Source organism: Shewanella corallii (genome assembly GCF_023349125.1).
Taxonomy (GTDB): Bacteria; Pseudomonadota; Gammaproteobacteria; order Enterobacterales; family Shewanellaceae; genus Shewanella; species Shewanella corallii.
This window is the reverse complement of record NZ_JAKIKT010000001.1, coordinates 1,119,816-1,138,756: the sequence shown is the minus strand read 5'-3', so window position 1 is coordinate 1,138,756 and position 18,941 is coordinate 1,119,816. Positions and strand designations below refer to the sequence as shown.

Annotated in this window: 19 protein-coding genes; 2 read left to right on the top strand and 17 right to left on the bottom strand. The window is 50.6% G+C overall.

What is annotated here, in order from left to right:
- Positions 1 to 82 precede the first annotated feature (82 nt).
- Together L2725_RS05080 and L2725_RS05075 are read right to left on the bottom strand one after the other, a co-directional pair.
- Positions 83 to 1,186, bottom strand: coding sequence for a response regulator (locus L2725_RS05080; RefSeq protein ID WP_249247934.1), 1,104 nt, complete (start codon positions 1,184 to 1,186; stop codon positions 83 to 85).
- Between the two features lie 42 nt (positions 1,187 to 1,228).
- Positions 1,229 to 1,999 carry an MlaA family lipoprotein gene (locus L2725_RS05075; RefSeq protein WP_115134881.1) on the bottom strand — a complete coding sequence of 257 codons (771 nt, stop codon included), beginning with the start codon at positions 1,997 to 1,999 and terminating at the stop codon, positions 1,229 to 1,231.
- Between the two features lie 249 nt (positions 2,000 to 2,248).
- Between L2725_RS05075 and L2725_RS05070 the strand changes: the two genes are divergently transcribed.
- Both L2725_RS05070 and L2725_RS05065 read left to right on the top strand, forming a co-directional pair.
- Positions 2,249 to 3,475 (top strand): hypothetical protein, encoded by a 1,227-nt coding sequence (locus L2725_RS05070; protein ID WP_249247933.1) that lies wholly within the window; start codon positions 2,249 to 2,251, stop codon positions 3,473 to 3,475.
- 3 nt (positions 3,476 to 3,478) lie between these two features.
- The gene (locus L2725_RS05065; RefSeq protein ID WP_249247932.1) at positions 3,479 to 3,769 is read left to right on the top strand and encodes an EscU/YscU/HrcU family type III secretion system export apparatus switch protein; all 291 of its coding nucleotides are present in this window, start codon (positions 3,479 to 3,481) and stop codon (positions 3,767 to 3,769) included.
- A gap of 73 nt (positions 3,770 to 3,842) precedes the next feature.
- Here L2725_RS05065 and L2725_RS05060 read toward each other — a convergent pair whose 3' ends face one another.
- From L2725_RS05060 to fliR, 15 genes are all read right to left on the bottom strand, one after another.
- The gene (locus L2725_RS05060; RefSeq protein ID WP_249247931.1) at positions 3,843 to 4,253 is read right to left on the bottom strand and encodes a DUF2802 domain-containing protein; all 411 of its coding nucleotides are present in this window, start codon (positions 4,251 to 4,253) and stop codon (positions 3,843 to 3,845) included.
- Positions 4,254 to 4,435: 182 nt separating this feature from the next.
- Entirely contained in the window at positions 4,436 to 4,927 is a 492-nt protein-coding gene (locus L2725_RS05055; protein WP_249247929.1) for a chemotaxis protein CheW, read from the bottom strand.
- 7 nt (positions 4,928 to 4,934) lie between these two features.
- A complete protein-coding gene (locus L2725_RS05050) occupies positions 4,935 to 5,984 on the bottom strand; it encodes a chemotaxis protein CheW (protein ID WP_249247928.1) in 1,050 nt (349 codons plus the stop codon).
- Positions 5,968 to 6,759, bottom strand: coding sequence for a ParA family protein (locus tag L2725_RS05045; protein ID WP_249247927.1), 792 nt, complete (start codon positions 6,757 to 6,759; stop codon positions 5,968 to 5,970). Before L2725_RS05045 ends, L2725_RS05050 begins: the two co-directional genes overlap by 17 nt.
- Before the next feature lie 24 nt (positions 6,760 to 6,783).
- Positions 6,784 to 7,254, bottom strand: a complete 471-nt coding sequence (locus L2725_RS05040) for a hypothetical protein (protein WP_249247926.1) — start codon at positions 7,252 to 7,254, stop codon at positions 6,784 to 6,786.
- Positions 7,247 to 8,386 (bottom strand): protein-glutamate methylesterase/protein-glutamine glutaminase, encoded by a 1,140-nt coding sequence (locus tag L2725_RS05035; RefSeq protein WP_249247925.1) that lies wholly within the window; start codon positions 8,384 to 8,386, stop codon positions 7,247 to 7,249. The genes L2725_RS05040 and L2725_RS05035 overlap by 8 nt, the downstream gene beginning before the upstream one ends.
- A 17-nt stretch (positions 8,387 to 8,403) precedes the next feature.
- Complete coding sequence (locus L2725_RS05030; protein WP_249247924.1) at positions 8,404 to 10,584, bottom strand: chemotaxis protein CheA; 2,181 nt, start codon at positions 10,582 to 10,584, stop codon at positions 8,404 to 8,406.
- Between the two features lie 17 nt (positions 10,585 to 10,601).
- Entirely contained in the window at positions 10,602 to 11,327 is a 726-nt protein-coding gene (locus tag L2725_RS05025; protein WP_428985258.1) for a protein phosphatase CheZ, read from the bottom strand.
- 26 nt (positions 11,328 to 11,353) lie between these two features.
- The gene (gene cheY / locus L2725_RS05020) at positions 11,354 to 11,737 is read right to left on the bottom strand and encodes a chemotaxis response regulator CheY (protein WP_115134899.1); all 384 of its coding nucleotides are present in this window, start codon (positions 11,735 to 11,737) and stop codon (positions 11,354 to 11,356) included.
- Between the two features lie 42 nt (positions 11,738 to 11,779).
- Positions 11,780 to 12,499 (bottom strand): RNA polymerase sigma factor FliA, encoded by a 720-nt coding sequence (locus L2725_RS05015; RefSeq protein ID WP_115134900.1) that lies wholly within the window; start codon positions 12,497 to 12,499, stop codon positions 11,780 to 11,782.
- Positions 12,492 to 13,373, bottom strand: coding sequence for a MinD/ParA family protein (locus L2725_RS05010; protein ID WP_115134902.1), 882 nt, complete (start codon positions 13,371 to 13,373; stop codon positions 12,492 to 12,494). Before L2725_RS05010 ends, L2725_RS05015 begins: the two co-directional genes overlap by 8 nt.
- Positions 13,374 to 13,377: 4 nt before the next feature.
- The gene (gene flhF / locus L2725_RS05005) at positions 13,378 to 14,775 is read right to left on the bottom strand and encodes a flagellar biosynthesis GTPase FlhF (RefSeq protein ID WP_249247923.1); all 1,398 of its coding nucleotides are present in this window, start codon (positions 14,773 to 14,775) and stop codon (positions 13,378 to 13,380) included.
- Between the two features lie 11 nt (positions 14,776 to 14,786).
- Positions 14,787 to 16,886 carry a flagellar biosynthesis protein FlhA gene (gene flhA / locus L2725_RS05000; RefSeq protein WP_248934687.1) on the bottom strand — a complete coding sequence of 700 codons (2,100 nt, stop codon included), beginning with the start codon at positions 16,884 to 16,886 and terminating at the stop codon, positions 14,787 to 14,789.
- 123 nt (positions 16,887 to 17,009) lie between these two features.
- Positions 17,010 to 18,143 (bottom strand): flagellar biosynthesis protein FlhB, encoded by a 1,134-nt coding sequence (gene flhB / locus L2725_RS04995; RefSeq protein WP_249247921.1) that lies wholly within the window; start codon positions 18,141 to 18,143, stop codon positions 17,010 to 17,012.
- Positions 18,143 to 18,940 carry a flagellar biosynthetic protein FliR gene (gene fliR, locus L2725_RS04990; protein ID WP_249247920.1) on the bottom strand — a complete coding sequence of 266 codons (798 nt, stop codon included), beginning with the start codon at positions 18,938 to 18,940 and terminating at the stop codon, positions 18,143 to 18,145. The genes flhB and fliR overlap by 1 nt, the downstream gene beginning before the upstream one ends.
- Position 18,941: the final 1 nt, after the last annotated feature.

The following is an 18,941-nucleotide window of genomic DNA, read 5'->3' as shown; positions in this document are numbered from 1 at the left end:
TGAATTAAAAAACGCCTCTCATCGAGGCGTTTTCTATTGGTTCAATGGCAATTGAATCTGCCTTGTGGCGACCAACGAAAAATCAGTTCAGTGACAGTTGAATATAGCCCCCACCACTGACTCCAGAGTCATAGGTCAACCCAGTGAACCTGTTACCAAGAAGCCTTTCTTTATGCTCTGCAGCATGACTGACAATACAGAGTGACTCACCTATCTCAAGGCTGCGAAACTGGGAACTTGGCTTCCCCCACCCAAGTATTCCCAACTGCAATGAGTCATGCATCGCCAGAGGCATAATCCCTTCTGAATTGCGGATGTAACATCTTAGTCCTTGGCCAGCCTGAGCAATCGCGACTCTGTGTTGCTCTGTATCCACTACCAGGTAAATCATATCGACTGTAAGGTCCAACCCCGACTTCACCAATCTATCGTTGAGATAACAAAGCAGATTGTATGGCTCCAGCACTACGCTGTTAGCACCGTTGCGATGAGCCTTAAGTTTTTGATTGATAAAACTCCTGAGCAACACTGAAGCAAATGCGGAGCGGTTATCCTCAGGATTGAAATGCGCCATGTACATCATCATATGGCGCTTGCCAATCATGGCGGAATCAACGAAGTAAGCGCTGACCTCACTCTGCTTAAACAGGGTATAGGACACTTCCGCCAGGGCGGATTTTTGAACAGGTTCGGGGAAGAGTTGGGTTTGAATCTGCCCTGCTGCCTGGGCATTTTGCGCTAGCAGTTCTAGGTTATCCTCCAGCTCCTGATGCGACAGCATTTCGAGATCGGCAGTCAGTGGTTGCGTCATTCTATGTTGCAGACATTGATGTATTGCCTGCTCGATAGCCAGCAAGTCCATCACAGGTTTCACCAGGTAGTCATTGGCCCCGATCCTCAATGCCTCAACAACATCAGCCATGACATTATTGCCTGAAATGACGATAGAGGGAGTGCCGGGCTTAATGCGGGACATCTCTTTCAGCATGTCCAGCCCGCCGAGATTGGGCATGGAGAGGTCTGCCAGCACCACATCGTAATCAGCTCGTTGGAACTTATCGATGCCATCCTGACCATCACAGGCTTCCGTTATTGCAGCACCACGGCTGTGCAGGAAGTCTGCGACTAATTTTCTGAATACCGGGTCGTCCTCCACCAACAACACGGATACATCGGGTAACGCCATGTCAGATCCTTCTGGCCGGTTACCCTTTTATTGTTGTCGGGGTTAATCCAGCTCGTCTAAGTATTCATCCAGCAATTCGTCATCGTCCTGAGTTACAGGGACATTGCCGTCATAAACCTTATAATCCATATGTTGAAAATAAGCATTCTTTACAAAGGTATAGGGATCCAGCGAGTTGTCAATCAAACGCTCCTGATCGATAGCATCTGCTCGTGCATGCAGACTTTTAATACCCCATTTCAATGCCGATTGAATAAAGGTCAATTCCGACAAAGGAAAGTATAGATCATCCACCCAATCTGTCGCGATTTCACGGGTAACATAAGGACCCAATACAGGAGCCATCACATAGGGACCATTAGGCACACCGTAGTAACCAAGTACTTCATTAAAGTCATCCTGCTTACGCTGCAGTCCCATCATGTCGGCGACGTCAATAAGCCCGGCCAGACCTATGGTGGTATTAACTACAAATCGACCACCGGCGTTGGCCGCATAGCCCCACTTACCCTGAAGCGTGTTGTTTACCAGGCTGGAGGGCTCCTCCAGGTTGTACACAAAGTTGATCAGGCCCAGCTTAACCGGATCCGGCACATAGTCCTTGTAGGTATGAGCAACAGGCTTGGCGATATACCTGTCCAGATAGTCATAGTTGAAGTCCCACATGGCGCGGTTAAAACCTTCCAATGGGTCTCTGGGATCATCGTAAACCACTTCAATGGTATCGGTAGTGGAGCTTTCCTGCTCCTGCGCTGACGCCCAGCCAGACCCTAGTCCGGCGAAAAGCACCATAAATATCAGCTGATATTTCATATTTCTCTCTTGTTGTCACCGGAACAGAGTATCGCCCTAAAGTATTCCGGCGCAGATGACGATAAGTCCATAAGCGCTTTTTATCGCTTTTGTATATGTGCCCTTTTCCCCTGTGGCGACGCTCTGCAGAGTCAAATATCGCTCCAAGGGTTAAAATAGCCTTAGCCGGGAAAGGATACTGACTGTGAAAACAGAATCAATTTTTATTTGTGAATAATAGTGTCTATTCAGTCGAATATGGGATCAGACATGCTCAATACAGTCAAATCCCCTGAAAATGCAATAACACCCTTAAGCTCGCCTAGAAATGCCGTGAGCGAGTCAACTGGTTGGCAAACTGCTGTCAGGATCGGCCCTCATACAGTGATGAGCGGCGGTGTTCAATATCTGTCTAAAACGCCGCTTCCCCAATCCAACATGTTGCTTGGTTTCTTGGGTGAACAAGCAGTGCTTTACCGTCTTGGAGCGGGTGAACAGCTCACTCTGTCCCCCAGGCAATTGGCTGCTATCCAGCACAGCATTAAGCCATCGGATTACCTTCAGCTAAGAACAGAGCAAGGGAAAATAGAACTGGGAACATTGCGTCTGTCACTGCCGCACCTTTTGCAAGGCGACCCGGTTATTTTCGCTCGCCTCGAAAACAGCAGTACTACAAAGATTTTCCTTTATCCAGCCATCCTCCAGGGAAAGGTGACCCGACTGCATGGCTCAGGACAGCAATTAAATACAATAGAAAAACCTTCTTCATTGGGCATCATAAAGCCAGCCGTACAATGCTCATCTTCAGAGCTTATCCTTCGCTCTCTCGCTTACCTGTATCATTCAGACCGTCAATCCCAGCTTTCGCTTTCCCCCTTGCCGACCTTGCTGCAGTTATTTAACCCTGCACTAATTAAAGCGCACCTTCTCGAGTTCAACAGTCAGCAACCTGCAAGCGCTTCGCCTCTGGCCAGCTTGCTGCTCTCATTACTCGGCAGGCAATCATCCAATATCAGCAAGCGATATCGACAAAGTGAGCCCTTACAACGCAGTACAAACAGCCTCTCCTCAGTGGCAGACCTGTTCACAGCCTTGCAAAGCATCCAGCTGAGAAACCATAGCCATAACGCTGGAAAGCACGAGTGGTTGCTGCCTTATCAAAGCGAAAAAGGCTCGGGGGAAGTTCGGTTATCTCAGTTAACCGTACAAACATATCATCAGAGCCCCGGGAGTAACTCCTCTCTCGCCGAAAGCGGCTGGCAGCTCAAGCTTTCATTGATGTCAGAAAAAGGGCCTGTGATCGCCGATATATCAAATCAGCTGCAACGACTGACAATTAAACTCAGCTTGCCAAGCGAGGAGTGGGTAGCAAAAGCCCACACGTTTTTCCCAGCTATCTGCTCCAGGTTGACTCGCCTTGGGTTTCAACTGGCACCATTACAGGCCGTTATCAACGAGACAGACGGCCATTTCAGTGACACCGACGAGGCGAAATAGATAATGACAATAAAAAAGGCAACAGCACTCCACTACGAAGGTATAGGCGCCCCTATTCTATTAGCCAAAGGAAAAGGCGTTAATGCAGAGTCACTGATCGCCCTGGGTAAGCAAGCAGGAATCCCAATTCATGAAGATCCCTACCTGTGCGAATACCTGTCGATGCTGGACGAGGGAACAGCAATTCCGGAGGAAATATATCGGGTCGTGGCTGAACTATTGGCCTTTATATATCTGCTGGAAGGGAAAACACCTCCCGGATGGGAGGATGAAGGTATAGATGTCACTTTATAGGGGCAACACAGGGTCCGCGCCAGCTTACTTTTCCACAGTCCCCGGGGAGGCTTGCTGGGTTTAACAACGCAACTTATCCCGCCTTACGATGAAGTCTCAACAGCAACTCTGCCTCAGCTCTGGGCAATTCACACTCAGCGACAAGTTCATCAACCCCCGCCCCCAAACCGACCATCTTCGCCGCCCTGGTATAAAGTCTGGCCCCGGGATCCTGTTCAGCACTCTCTTCCAATCGGGCCTGTTGTTGTTTGAGTGACTTTTCCAGATCGAGGACACGACGTCCCACACCTATAGTCCCACTTCTTAGCTCTGTTAACTCCTGACGCAACTGCTCAGTCTGTTTCTCCGCTTCTCTCAGCACCAGAGTTGTTGCTTCAAGTTTGCCAGTCATCAAACGCATACCTTGTCTTACCCATATCCCCAAACTCAATAAAGCGATCAGGAATACCGCGACTACAACCAATAATTCAGGATTTACCGACATTAGGACTCTCACTTTAGCCAACATAAACCAAGAATGGCGTGTCAGAATTCTGCCACCGATTCTTCATTTTGGTTGATTCCTGCAATTTAGATACCAAAAATCTACTCTACCCTAAGGTCATTTTCCCAGTCACTGGTACAAAAAAACCCGCATATAAGCGGGTTTTAATATGAAGCTGAGGTCTACATCTCTTTCAAATCAGCCCATTCTTCGTCTGTCAGCAGCTTATCCAAGTCCACCAGAATAAGTAGCTCTTCTTCACGATTAGAAACCCCCTGAATGAACTTGGCGCTTTCTTCAGTGCCAACATTAGGCGTGTTATCAATTTCACTGCTGCGCAGATAAACCACCTCAGCAACACTGTCTACCAGGATACCGATAACCTGCTTTTCAGCCTCGATGATCACAATCCGGGTAGAGTCGTCAACCTCGGTGGAAGGCAAACCAAAGCGAGAACGGGTATCAATCACGGTAACCACGTTACCACGCAGATTGATAATGCCCAGCACGTAGTGCGGCGCACCTGGAACCGGCGCAATCTCCGTGTACCGCAACACTTCCTGCACCTGCATCACATTAATGCCGTACGTTTCATTATCAAGATGAAACGTTACCCATTGCAATACAGCGTCTTCCTTGGTTGCCACTGCTGCTACGCTACTAGTTTCGGTCATAATTACCTCAGCCAATCGGATCCTGACACCCTAACCCTGCATCAAGCATAGTAATCAAAGCGTCTACATTCAAAATGCCACACATCTGTTCCTTGACGACCCCCGCCAACCATGGGCGTTTCCCTGGTTTGGTGCGCCAATTGACCTGCGACTTGTCGATTCGGGTCGCATTCAACAGGGATTCGCAAGCCAAACCCCAGTTGCTCTTTGTTAATTGTACAACATATTGATAATTTTTCGATTCAACCGACTCTTTATCTATATGTTCCGGCATCACCCAGGCGCAGGTATCCACGACATTAATCTGCTCACCTCTGTGGTTCTGCAACCCAAGATACCAGGCTGGACGACCAATAATATGATTCAACTTCTCCAGCCTGACGATCCCACCCAGGCTCACCAGAGGAACTGCCAGCGTCAAACCTGCAATTTTGAAAAACAACACCTGGAAATCATCTTCCAGATTATCGGCAAGTAACCCGGTATTCGCAGGGGGTACGCTGCCCGTTTGCGTCTCTGGGGTAACCTTGGTACTGGTCAAGCCAGCAAGATCTTCAGCCACGATATCCGCCAGACGCCTGACAGGTTCTTTGGCGCTGACTGGCTCTTCCGCGCTGGCATTAAGCTTAGTCTTAACCTCAGGTTCAGCCAGCTTGCTTACCGAACTCTCTTCAACTCCGGTTTCCGTTTTGGCGCTGGTTTTCGCTTTGGTTTGAGCTTTGGTGTTCACCTTTACCCGGGGCGCTATCTTAACCTCAGGTGAGGTCATGACTCCTGGGCCAACCTTCTCGGTCGCTACTTCAGGTGACACCACGGGCGCTAACAAGCGCTCAAGCACAGCCCTGTCAACCTCAGGCTTATCCAGAGTCGCTGTCATCAAATTGTCGATGTCTTCAGCCATCAATTTGGCAACGGGCTCTATTTCAGGCGTTGGCCTTCTATCCAGGTCAGGTTTAGCCACAGCTAAATCCGCCTCGTCATCCCCAATAGATGATATCGGCTCTTTCAGCAATAAACTGAAGTAATCAAATACCGCGGAATCACCCGTTGCTGACATGGTCAAATTCCCCGGCAATTAAATAATCCAATAACTTGTCATAGGCTTTAACACCTCGACTGGATGGTGCGTACTGAGGTGCCGGTAAATTAGCCAGGCTGGCGTCTCTGAATTTAGTATCAACCGGCACAACATCAGGCCAAAGACTGTCGCCGTAATCTTCACCCAGCTTTTGCAATGCCGCCGGCGACGCCTTGGTTCGTCGATCATACATGGTCGGCACTATGGTGAAGCTATATTGTGTATGCTTGGAGCGCCCCATCAGCTCCATAGTTTTAAGCATGCGGTCCAGCCCTTTTATCGCCAAAAACTCAGTCTGTACCGGGATCACAATATGCTGACTTGCAGCCATGGCGTTTACCATCAGAACCCCCAGAACCGGTGGGCAGTCGATAATGGCAACATCGTAGTCATCATCAAGCAGCTTAAGCATGTTGCGTAAAATCAGCCCCATGCCCTCCTGATGCCCCAATGCTCTGTCCAGAGTTGCCAGCGCCATAGTCGCTGGTAACAAATCCAGATTTTCCACCAGAGTCGGGACAATGAGCCCTTTTACCTGCTCTGTATTCAGGCTCTTATGCGCCAGAAACAGGTCATACAAAGAGCCTGGGACCTCTTCAGAGTCAATCCCCAGGTAATACCCCAGAGAGGCATGGGGATCGGTATCCACCATCAGCACTCTTTGCCCCTGTCTCGCCAACAAACCGGCCAGACTGGCTACAGTGGTGGTTTTCCCTACCCCACCTTTTTGATTGGCTATCGTCCAGACCTTCAATTTCTACCCTAAATACGTTTTTATTTAGTTATCGTCGCGCGTCGTTACCCGGATACCACCATGGGGCAAACGAATAATTTTAATACCCTGGTCATTCACTGATTCGACTGTTACACCCTGCGCAGGCGGTTGTTGCAAAGCAGCCTCAGGCCTCAAAGGCGTTTGTACTGGAGTGACGGTTTCAGCAACTGCAGCTTTGGAACCAGAGTTAGCATCGCCTTCAATTTCGACACTGAGACTTTCGCTGTCTCTGGCCATCTCCAGTAACTCATCCACCTGCTCGGGATTCCTGCCAAGCCAGTCAGACAATTGCTGCGCCTGGTTATCAGGCACCATCAGCATCACCTGAGACGCTTTTAACTCAGTCACTTCAGCTTGCAGCTTGTTGTTTACATCCCACTGTTTAACCAACATAAAGCCGGTCCAGGTGAGGCAACCAATACTGATTGCCAGCGCCAGCACCAACAGCAGAGTAACTGGTGACAACTTAACCATTGAATGACTCTTTCAAAATCGCATCAGCCATCTGCTCAATACCCACTATATGGCTGGCAAGGCCGGCGTTAACCACAGCTTGAGGCATTCCATAAACCACACAACTGGCTTCGTCCTGAGCCCAGATTGTCGCGCCAAGGTTATTAAGCATACGTGAGCCTTCCCGACCGTCAGCCCCCATGCCAGTGAGCACTACCGCCAGAATATCCCCACCATAAATTTTAGATGCTGAGGCAAAGGTGATATCCACACTCGGCTTATAATTCATATCGGCCTTACCGGCGAGAATTTTAATGCGACCATATCCGCCGGATTTTTCGATCATCATCTGCATGCCTCCGGGTGCCAGATAGGCGCAACCCGGCTGCAACATCTCTCCGTTTTCAGCTTCTTTCACCCGAATCTTACACAGACCATCCAAACGACTGGCAAAAGCCGGCGTGAATGCTGCTGGCATATGCTGGATAAGCAGGATCGGCAATGGGTAATTGGTCGGTAGCTGCGTCAGCACCTTTTGAAGCGCCACAGGCCCGCCGGTCGAGGTTCCAATCAGCAAAGCTTTGTAGCGTTTACCCGAAGCGTTTGAAAACCGTTTGGGTACAGGAGCGCTGCCAACAGCAGGGCCGGACACTGGGCTTGGGGGCACACGCTCTGGCCTGCGGTTTACCAAAGACTCTCTGACCGTCGTGGGGCCAGCAGCTGAACTTGGTCTGACAGGGGCAACACTGCCACCTCTGCGTCTGGCAATCCCTTTTATGCGATTTTGCAGCAGCGTGATAGCTTCCTGCTTATTGGTCGCGATATCTTCGAAGCGCTTGGGTAAGAAGTCCAGCGCGCCGGCATCAAGGGCATCCAGCGTGGCTTTGGCACCATCGTGGGTAAGAGAGGAAAACATAAGAATTGGAACCGGAGTCGTCGCCATAATGCGTCTTACGGCAGTGATCCCATCCATAATAGGCATTTCAACGTCCATGGTGATGACGTCCGGCCGCAATTGGGCGGCCATGGCAATTGCCTCTTCCCCATTAGTGGCTGCACCGATGACTTCCAGACCAGGATCCTGGTTAACAATTTCAGACACTCGACGCCTGAAAAAGCTGGAGTCATCGACAACCAGTACTTTGATCGCCATTTAAATCCTTCGGCTTGTTATTGTTTTTTTGCGTACGCGTTTATCAGTCCGGGAATATCCAAAATCAGTGCAATACCACCATCAGAGGTAATCGTCGCACCGGCCATGCCAGGTGTTCCCTGCAACAGTTTGCCCAGAGGCTTAATCACCACCTCTTCCTGGCCAATCAGAGAGTCAACCACAAAGCCCACCAATACATTGGCCAACTGCACTATCACCACATGGCCAAAAGACTTATCGCCATGTTTGAATGCGCTGTCCTTGGTCAACCAGCTTTCCAGATAGAAAAGCGGCACCGCTTTGTCTCTGACATTCACTGTACGCTGACCATCAACCACATTGGTTTTGGTCAAATCCAGATGGAAGATTTCATTCACATTGGATAGAGGCAGAGCGAACACCTGCTTGGATACTTCGACCATCAGCGTCGGCATAATCGCCAGCGTCAGTGGTACTTTAATTTCCAGTATGGTGCCCTTGCCCTTGGAAGAGTCGATATTCACGGTACCATTGAGCTGGGTAATTCGGGTTTTCACCACATCCATACCCACACCGCGGCCGGAAATATCAGAAATCTCGGTTTTGGTAGAGAAGCCGGGCGCAAAAATCAGATTATAGGCTTCGTTATCTGACATACGCGATGCGGCATCTTCGTCCAGAACACCACGCTCAATCGCAATCTCTTTAAGCTTGTCCGGGTCCATACCACCGCCATCATCTTCGATGGTCAGCAGGATATGATCACCTTCCTGGCTTGCAGACAGGGTAATGGTACCGGTTCTGGATTTGCCGTTCTTCTCGCGCACATCCGGCATTTCAATACCGTGGTCCACTGAGTTTCGAACCAGGTGAACCAGAGGATCCGCCAGCGCTTCAACCAGGTTCTTATCCAGGTCGGTTTCCTCACCCACCATCACAAGTTCAATATCTTTCTTCAAACTTCTGGCAAGGTCCCTTACCACGCGGGGGAATCGGCCAAACACCTTCTTGATGGGCTGCATGCGGGTTTTCATTACCGCACCCTGCAGATCACCGGTCACCAGATCCAGATTAGCCAGCGCCTTACTCATCTCCTCGTCTTCACGGGTGATGCCCAAACTGACCAAACGGTTACGCACCAGTACCAGCTCACCTACCATATTCATAATTTGGTCAAGGCGTGCAGTGTCCACACGTACTGTGGTTTCCCCCTGAGGGACGGCTTTAGCCGGCGCCTTATCTTTAGCAGGGGCAGGAGCTGATTTAGCCGCGGGAGCTGCCGCCTTCGGAGCGGCTTTGGGTGCAGCCTTGGGGGACTCAGGCTTGGCTTCAGCTTTGGGGGCCGCTTTGGGCGCTGCTGCAGCAGCCGGAGCTTCAGTCTCTTTCAGGCTTGGCCCAGTGCCTTCGCCATGAAGTTCATCCAACAACTTTTCAAATTCATCATCTGTGATGTCATCTGATGGAGCGGCGTCTGCCGCCTTCTCATCGCCGCCGGCTTCACCTTTAAAACTGCCTGACCCATGGAGCTCATCAAGCAGAGCTTCAAACTCATCATCGGTAATGTCGTCACTGTCAGATGCAGGAGCCTGGGACTTGGCTTCAGGCTCAGATTCAGCACCGGGTCCGTTGCCCTCGCCATGAAGAGCATCCAACATGGCTTCGAACTCACCCTCGTCGATCTCATCAATCGAACCACCGTCACTGGCCTCAGGAGCTGGAGCCGGTTCAGGCTCAAACAGGCCATCGTCATCCACCGGTGCGGCCTCAGCCACTTCCTCTGCGGTTTCTGATTCAGCAGCAGGCTCTTCACCACCTTCTGCGGGTAAAGGAGCGCCACTGGCCAGCAACTTCAGGTTGTCCAGCAGTTCATCTGAAGCATCTTCCTGTTCCTGACCGGACTGTGTCTGTTCATATTGGGTATTAATGGTATCGACAGCCTGGAGAATGATATCCATCAATTCCGGTGTCACGGCACGCTTGCCATTTCGCAGCAAGTCGAAGGTATTTTCTGATTCGTGACAGACTGCCACCATGGGGTTCAGCCCAAGGAATCCGGCGCCGCCTTTAACTGTATGAAAACCACGGAAAATCGCATTGAGCAACTCCGTATCATCCGGATTGTTCTCAAGGGATACCAACTGTTCCTGGAGTAACTCCAGAATTTCCCCGGCTTCGACCAGAAAATCCTGCAGGATCTCTTCATCCACATCAAAGGCCATTCAATTGACTCCTTAGCTTAGAACCCGAGACTCGACAACAGGTCGTCGACTTCATCTTGTCCGGCGACCACATCCTCTCGCATTTCGGCGTTCATAATCGGTCCTTCTGCCTCGATACCCGAAGGTTTCTCTGGCTCAGATTCCAAATGAGGGATATCCCCAAAGACCGTCAGTAGCGATACCAAATTGGTTTCTACATCTTTCACCAGCTGAATCACCCTGCGGATCATCTGACCGGTTAAATCCTGGAAGTCCTGCGCAAGCAGAATTTCGTTGAGCAGATCTTTGACCCGTAATGAGTCCTGCTCAGTGCGTTGAATAAACTGTTGAACGTCGTGACACAGACTCTTGAACTCGGCAATGTCCAGGTCACGGCGCATCAGCTTGTCCCACGACGGTTGTACCTGCTGAACGTTTACTGCCAGCGCATCGGCCAGCGGCAAACACTCCTCAACTGCGTCCATGGTTTTATTGGCCGCATTTTCAGTCATATCGATAACGAAGTTCAGGCGCTCTTTGGCGTCAGGCAGCTCAGACTGAGCCAACTCCTGCAACTTGCTGTCTACCTGAAAGTCCACCAAAGCACTGTGCAATTGCCGGGTGAGTTTGCCCACCTCGTCAAACAGATCTTTCTGTAAAGGTGAAGCCATTTCCCGGAACAGCTCATCAGCCTGCTCCTGCTCTCCGGCACTGAGCAGCTCAACCAGGCGTTGAGCGTCTTCCAGGCTAATCAGTCCAGACATCCCTTCCTGCTGCATCCGCGCCTACCTTAGCCCAGTCGTTCGAAGATTTTATCCAGCTTCTCTTTCAGCGTTGCCGCTGTAAAAGGCTTGACCACATAGCCATTCACACCGGCCTGGGCAGCAGCAATAATCTGCTCGCGCTTGGCTTCGGCGGTAACCATGAGTACGGGAAGGTGTTTCAGGCTGTCATCGGCGCGAATGGCCTTAAGCAAATCGATACCTTGCATGCCCGGCATGTTCCAATCTGTCACCACAAAATCGAAATCGCCTTTTTGCAGCATAGGCAGTGCGGTTGATCCATCATCTGCTTCCTGAGTGTTGTTGAATCCCAGGTCGCGCAACAAGTTCTTGATGATCCGTCTCATGGTTGAAAAGTCATCAACAATGAGAATTTTCATATTCTTGTCCAAGGTTTCCTCCGATGAGCCTTAGTAATTGCTCGATTATTAATATTATGTCTGCGTCCAATGCTTGAGCTTTGCTTTGAGTCTCAGTAATGCCTGACTCAGGATCTGGCTGACTCGCGATTCACTGACTTCAAGTATGGCACCAATTTCTTTAAGGTTCAGTGCTTCATCGTAATAAAGCGACAACACCAGTGCGTCTCGCTCCGGCAGCTGCTTAATCGCCTCTACCATTGCGGACTGGAACTGAGACTGAGCGACCAACTCATAGGAACCGTCATCGAGGTCCTCTTTGTGAGTCAGATAATCAGTCGTGCCCCCTAAATCTTCTATCCCTATGATTTTCCCGACGGAAACATCGTTAAGAATATGATGGTATTCATCCAGCGACATATCAAGTCGACTGGCAATTTCTGCATCTTTTGCGTCCCGACCCAGCTCCTGCTCCAACTCATCCATCGCCTGAGCGACCATACGCTGATTCTTGTGAACTGAACGGGGAACCCAATCCCCACGCCGTATCTCATCCAACATGGCGCCACGAATACGGATCCCGGCAAAAGTTTCAAACTTAGCGCCTTTGCTGCCGTCAAACTTGGCGGCAGCTTCCAGCAGACCTATCATCCCGGCCTGCAGCAAGTCATCCAGCTGCACCGAGGCCGGTAACCTGGCCAAGAGATGATGCGCAATTCTTTTGACCAGCGGTGCATACTGTTCGACGATAGCGGTTTTATTGTCAAAGCAGGTATACGCTGCGGCTTTATTCACTCGCCCTGTCCCCTTGATATTCTGGACGCTGAACCAAACGTTCTACGAAGAACTCAAGATGTCCCCCGGGCTGTTGGGGAACCGGCCAGCTGATTATCTTGTTTGCCAGTCCGTGATAAGCAATAGTAGCCGGTGATTTTGGAAACGCCTCTACTACTAATTTTTGCTTACGTACTGATTTACGCAAGTTTTCATCAAAGGGAATTGTCGCAACCAACTCCAAAGCCACATCCAGAAATCTGTCAGTAACCTTACTCAGCTTAGCAAACAGCTCCATTCCTTCACGTAAACTGCGCACCATGTTGGCGACAATCTTAAAGCGGAATACACCATGCTCACGGCTGAGAATTTTGATCAATGCGTAGGCATCGGTAATGGAGGTAGGCTCATCACAAACCACGACCATCACATCCTGCGACGCACGGGAGAAACTCAGCACCATGTCTGAAATACCTGCCGCAGTATCCACAATCAGTACATCAAACTGAGTGCGCATTTCACTGAAAGCACGGATCAGACCCGCATGCTGTGCAGGGCTCAATTCCACCATGCCCTGAGTACCGGATGTCGCCGGCACAATGCCAATCCCTTTGGGACCACGCACCACGATATCGTCCAGTTCAGCTTCACCGGATAATACATGCGACAGATTTCGCTCGGCTCTTAAGCCCAACATGACATCGACATTGGCCAAACCGAGATCAGCGTCCAAAACCAGAACACGTTTACCCTTTTCTGCCAACGCAACCGCGGTGTTAATCGATACGCTGGTTTTTCCAACGCCACCTTTACCACCGGTTACGGCTATTACTTTTACTTTTTCGTTATATGGTTGATTCATAGTACGTAAACCGCTTGCTTGATCCCGGGTCATCTCTCTACTCAAATGCATAGGTCATCTCTTCTGACCGGCCAGATTGTGGCATGAATTCCTCTTCGTCTCTTTGCTCCAGCACCGCCAGCGCCTGTTTAGCCAGCGCCAGGGTGTCGGCAACACTGAGGTCTTCAGGTACCCGCTGCCCGTCCGTCACATAGCTCAATGGCAATGCGTTTTGAATCAAAACGCTGAGAGCACCGGCCAAAGAAACAGACTCATCCAGCTTTGTCAGTATTGCACCGGAAAGAGGAATTCGCTTGAAATGTTTCACTGCATCCTGCATGACTTTGCGTTGCGCTGTCGCTGACATCACCAGATAGCTTCTGATGGGTAAGCGTTTGTTCGCAGCCAAATTGTCCAGTTGCTGATACAGGCGCATATCTCTCTGGCCCATACCGGCTGTGTCTATCAGCACCAGTTTCCTGTTACGGAATTGATAAAGAACCTGCTCAAGTTCATTAAAATCATGAGCCTGCTTTACCGGACACCCCATTATTTTGCCATAGGTTGCCAGTTGCTCATAGGCACCGATACGATAATGATCAGTTGTTATCAGTGCAACCTGATCGGCCCCATGATATGCGGCAAATCTGGCGGCTATTTTTGCCAACGTCGTCGTTTTACCCACTCCGGTTGGACCCACAAAAGCGATAACACCGCCCTGCTTGACGATATCGTCCCCCCGGTTATCCAACATATTCGCCAGGCTCTGAGGCAGAGTTTTTACCAGTTCAGCTGGCTCATAATGCTGACTGAGTGCTGATAATTTCGCCGCCAACTCAGGAGAAAAGTCTGCCTGACGCAATCTTTGCTGCAACATGGCACCGACGGGATCATGACGCTCCCTTTGCTCCGTCATCAGGCTTGAAACCTGGTGAGTCAGCAGCGCACGCAACGCTGACATCTCTTCACGTAACTCGGCAACGCCGGGAGCCACATCCTGCATTTGTGCCTGCGATGGTGCCTGAGCACGAAGTTGCTCTGGTCTTGATTGTTGTTGAGACTGTGGCTGCGCCGCTTCTGTCAGGCCGCGAGCCCAGGCAGGCAGTTCCGGCTCAGGTTCAGGCTGACGACTTTGTTCACTCAACCTTTGCTGCTGACGTTCAAGCAGAGCCTGCAGCGAGTCTGCCGGGACCTTTTGAGCCTGTGCAGGTGCATTGCTGCGAGTCTTAACCACATTGCTCTGACCTATGGAAACTTTATCCTCGTTCATACCCATGGTTGCGGGAGCCGCCGGACTTTGTCTTGGCTTGGGGTCGTCATAATCAACTGCAGCGACAATCTCGATGCCACCGGCCACTTTCTTGTTGGACATGATGACGGCATCAGACCCCAGGGTATCTTTAACCTGAGCCAGGGCCGTTCTCATATCTCTTGCGAAAAATCGTTTTATCTTCACTTATCAACCCTCTATTGACCGACGGCAGACACAATTCTTATCTGTTTCTCATCAGGGACTTCCTGATAAGAGATCACCCGCATATTGGGGATGGTGTACTTAATAAACCGGGACAGGGTGGAACGCAGCATGCCTGATGTCAGCAAAATTGCCGGTTGCCCCACCATTTCCTGCCTTTGAGCCGCATCTGCCAGTGACTGCTGCATTCGCTCTGCAAGGCCGGGCTCGATATTCGGGCCTTCCCCTCCGGTTGCCTGCATAGACTGATGCAACATTTGTTCCAGCTCTGGCGCCAAAGTAATGACGGGGATTTCAGCTTCAGGTCCGGCTATCTCCTGCACTATCATCCGCTTCAAGGCGATACGAACAGCGGCGGTCAAAACTTCGGTATCATTACTCTTGCTGCCATACTCCAGCAGAGTCTGAATAATGGTGCGCATATCCCGGATAGAAACACCTTCATTGAGCAGGTTCTGCATCACCTTGACCACATTACCCAGGCTCATCACATCAGGAATAAAGCCATCTACCAGCTTGGGTGATTGCTTGCTGAGCATATCCAGCAACTGCTGAACTTCTTCATAACCCAGCAACTTGGAAGCATTGTTGGTCAACAACTGACTGATATGTGTCGCCACCACTGTGGCAGCGTCAACAACGGTATAACCCAGGGTTTGCGCATGTTCACGCTGCTGAGGTGTTACCCACACAGCCTCCAGACCGAAGGCCGGATCCCGGGTTGGCGTGCCCTCCAGCTTGCCAAACACCTGGCCTGGGTTAATTGCCAGCTCACAGTCGTGGCGTACTTCTGCTTCACCGACAACTACTCCCATAAGTGAAATACGATAGGCGTTAGGCGCCAGGTCGAGGTTGTCGCGAATATGCACTGCAGGCACCAGGAAACCCAGCTCCTGAGACAGCTTTTTACGGACTCCTTTAATTCGGCCCAGCAGTTCACCGCCCTGCCCTTTATCAACCAGAGGGATAAGTCGATAGCCCACCTCCAGGCCTATGGTGTCAACATGCTGTACATCATCCCAGCTGAGCTCTTTGGGTTGACTCTTCATGGGGTCCAGCTCGCCCTCCTTGGCCTTCTCCAGTGCTTCCTGCTTTTTAACTTCGGCCCGTTTGCGAATGTACCAGGCACCGTAACCTGTTAAACCGGCAAAACTCAGGAACACCAGATGCGGCATGCCGGGAACCAGCCCCATAATCAGCAATACACCAGAAGCGATAGCCAGTGCCTTTGGGCTGTCAAACATCTGGCTCATCACCATCTGGCCCATATCACCGGTTTCATTCTGACGAGTCACCATCAAAGCGGCGGCAATAGAGAGCAACAGACCCGGAATTTGCGCGACAAGTCCGTCACCTATGGTCAGCAGGGTATAAATTTCGGCTGCGGTGGAGAAATCCAGATCATGCTGCAGCATGCCGATAACGAAGCCACCGATAATATTGATAACCAGGATCATGATGCCCGCAATGGCATCCCCTTTAACGAACTTTGAGGCACCATCCATCGCACCGTAAAAATCAGCCTCTTTGGTGACTTCATCACGTCGCTGCCTGGCCTGTTCCTGATTGATAATGCCTGCGTTAAGGTCGGCATCAATCGCCATCTGCTTACCTGGCATGGCATCCAGAGTAAAGCGGGCACTCACTTCTGAAATACGACCGGCACCTTTGGTGACCACGGCAAAGTTGATGATAATCAGGATCAGGAACACCACCAGGCCCACGGCATAGTTGCCACCTATCACCACAGAGCCAAACGCCTCAATCACCTTACCGGCCGCGTCCCCACCGTTGTGGCCTTCAAGCAAAACCACCCGGGTGGAAGCAACGTTCAGTGCCAGTCTGAGCAGCGTCGCAATAAGCAGTACTGTGGGGAATGCGGCAAAATCGAGAGGACGCTGGGTATAGATGGCAACCAGCAACACCACCAAAGCCAGAGCAATATTGAAAGAAAACAGAATATCCAGCAAAAAGGCAGGCATGGGCAGTACGACCATAGCCAGGGCAGCCAGTACCAATGCTGGGGTCCCTATGCCTTTGAGGTGCTTGGGCCTGACCTCTTTCACCCGCCCTAAAGTGGCTTTTACATCCATCTCAACTTCCGACTGATAATTGACATCACCAGTGGAAAAGCAAATTGCGCACCAAGTTTAATTAGTGCAATGTTTGAAAGGGTTAGCCCGGATAATCTTAGATGACAGAGACAGCACCAGAGATCAATGTTTCAGCTCATCGGGAATAGGCTGATTAAAAGGGATCGGAGTGGGACGTCGGCCTTTCCCCTGCTGGTACTGCTTAAGCTGGAATACATAAGCAAGTACCTGTGCCACCGCGGTAAACAGACCTTCAGGGACCTGTTGGTCGATTTTGGTAGTGTGGTAAATTGCCCTTGCAAGCGGCGGCGCTGAGACGATAGGAATTTCATACTCCCGTGCAATTTCACGGATCTTGAATGCGACTTCATCCACCCCTTTGGCCAGTACAAAAGGCGCTGAAGAACGGCTGATGTCATATTTGATCGCAACCGCATAATGCTCCGGGTTAACAACGATAACGTCAGCATTTGGCACCTCAGCCATCATACGTCGCTGTGCCATCTCCCGCTGCAGCTGTCTGACCTTACCTTTGACTTCCGGCTTACCTTCAGTGTCCTTGTACTCGTCCTTCACTTCCTGCTTGGTCATCCGCAGCTGCTTATTGTGATTCCAGATCTGAAACGGCACATCAATCAGCACAATAATCAGTATCGATGAACAGAGCAGGATAAACAGCCACACAAGGAGATCCAGCGCATGATGCAGATTGCCCGGCATATACTCCTTAGACAGGGAGAGAATCTCTTCAAAATAGATATACAGCAGGGTAAAAGCCGTTATCGCTACCACAGAGAATTTTGCCAGTCCCTTGCCCAACTCCACCAGCGCCTGAATACCAAACATTCGCTTAAAGCCGTTAATAGGGCTCATTTTGGACGTTTTGGGCATAATGGCATAGGAGGAAAATGTGATTCCCCCCAGCAAGATATTCCCCACAAAAGAGACCACAGCAAGAATACTGATAAACACCAGCATAGGCATGGCCAGCTCGGCAAACACTATCTGCCAGATATTCAGCATATGGTTGGTGTCGAATACCTGCTCCCGCGTCATGGTAAACAAGCGGGTCATGACGCTGTCCAACGCCAACGCCAGTGAGGGGCCGGTAATCAAAAATCCAAACGCAGCGGCAAGCAACACAGCGGCCGTGCCCAACTCTTTGGATCTGGCCACCTGCCCTTTGGATTTCGCATCCTGTAATCGTTTGGGGGTGGCCTCTTCAGTCCTTTCCTGACTGGTATCATTCTCCGCCATCAGAGCCCTCCATCCACGCGGCACTGCAGATTGGCAATGTCACACAACAGGATTTGAGCACTGGTCCAGACCTGATCAAAATGGGCCATCACAGGTGACAGCGTCAGCCACAGAATGATCAGACCACTGATCATTGTAATAGGAAAGCCAATGGCAAAAATATTGAGCTGGGGCGCTGCCCGGGTCATTACCCCAAAGGAGAGGTTAATCATCAACAGCGCTACAATTGAGGACATCGCCATGGTCAGCGCATTGGTGAACATGGTGCTGCCCCACTCCGCCAAAGTACGGTAGTTCTCGACGCTTATCCCCTCCATGGAAACCGGCAGAGTCTCAAAGCTGGTCACCACCATGCGAATAAGGGTCAGATGACCATCCACCGCCAGAAAAATCATGGTCGTCAGCAGCAAAAAAAGATTACCTACCACTGGAGTCTGCTGACCGGAAGACGGGTCGACCATGGAGGAAAAACCCAAACTGGTCTGCATACCAATAATCTGCCCCGTGAGCACAAAGGTCTGTACGATAAGAATGGTCACCAATCCCATGGCGCTGCCAATCAGAACTTGCTGGGCGATCACAAACACTGCTGCCAGAGAGAATAGCTCTATTCCCGGCATGGGAGGCAATATAGGGGCAATGGCAAAGGTAATAGCTACAGCGGCCAGCAGCCTGATCCTTGCAGGCGTGGTAGTCGCACCAAAAACAACCATCACCATCAACATGGAAGACACGCGAACAAAGGGCCACAGGTACGCAGCCAACGCACTGTTGATGGTATCCATCAGGATATCCAAA

Bases quoted from the DNA above. Each gene is read 5' to 3' on its own strand.
- L2725_RS05080 (WP_249247934.1), bottom strand. From the start codon at position 1,186: ATGGCGTTACCCGATGTATCCGTGTTGTTGGTGGAGGACGACCCGGTA.
- L2725_RS05075 (WP_115134881.1), bottom strand. From the start codon at position 1,999: ATGAAATATCAGCTGATATTTATGGTGCTTTTCGCCGGACTAGGGTCT.
- L2725_RS05070 (WP_249247933.1), top strand. From the start codon at position 2,249: ATGCTCAATACAGTCAAATCCCCTGAAAATGCAATAACACCCTTAAGC.
- L2725_RS05065 (WP_249247932.1), top strand. From the start codon at position 3,479: ATGACAATAAAAAAGGCAACAGCACTCCACTACGAAGGTATAGGCGCC.
- L2725_RS05060 (WP_249247931.1), bottom strand. From the start codon at position 4,253: ATGTCGGTAAATCCTGAATTATTGGTTGTAGTCGCGGTATTCCTGATC.
- L2725_RS05055 (WP_249247929.1), bottom strand. From the start codon at position 4,927: ATGACCGAAACTAGTAGCGTAGCAGCAGTGGCAACCAAGGAAGACGCT.
- L2725_RS05050 (WP_249247928.1), bottom strand. From the start codon at position 5,984: ATGTCAGCAACGGGTGATTCCGCGGTATTTGATTACTTCAGTTTATTG.
- L2725_RS05040 (WP_249247926.1), bottom strand. From the start codon at position 7,254: ATGGTTAAGTTGTCACCAGTTACTCTGCTGTTGGTGCTGGCGCTGGCA.
- L2725_RS05035 (WP_249247925.1), bottom strand. From the start codon at position 8,386: ATGGCGATCAAAGTACTGGTTGTCGATGACTCCAGCTTTTTCAGGCGT.
- L2725_RS05030 (WP_249247924.1), bottom strand. From the start codon at position 10,584: ATGGCCTTTGATGTGGATGAAGAGATCCTGCAGGATTTTCTGGTCGAA.
- L2725_RS05025 (WP_428985258.1), bottom strand. From the start codon at position 11,327: ATGTCTGGACTGATTAGCCTGGAAGACGCTCAACGCCTGGTTGAGCTG.
- L2725_RS05010 (WP_115134902.1), bottom strand. From the start codon at position 13,373: ATGACCCGGGATCAAGCAAGCGGTTTACGTACTATGAATCAACCATAT.
- flhA (WP_248934687.1), bottom strand. From the start codon at position 16,886: ATGGATGTAAAAGCCACTTTAGGGCGGGTGAAAGAGGTCAGGCCCAAG.
- flhB (WP_249247921.1), bottom strand. From the start codon at position 18,143: ATGGCGGAGAATGATACCAGTCAGGAAAGGACTGAAGAGGCCACCCCC.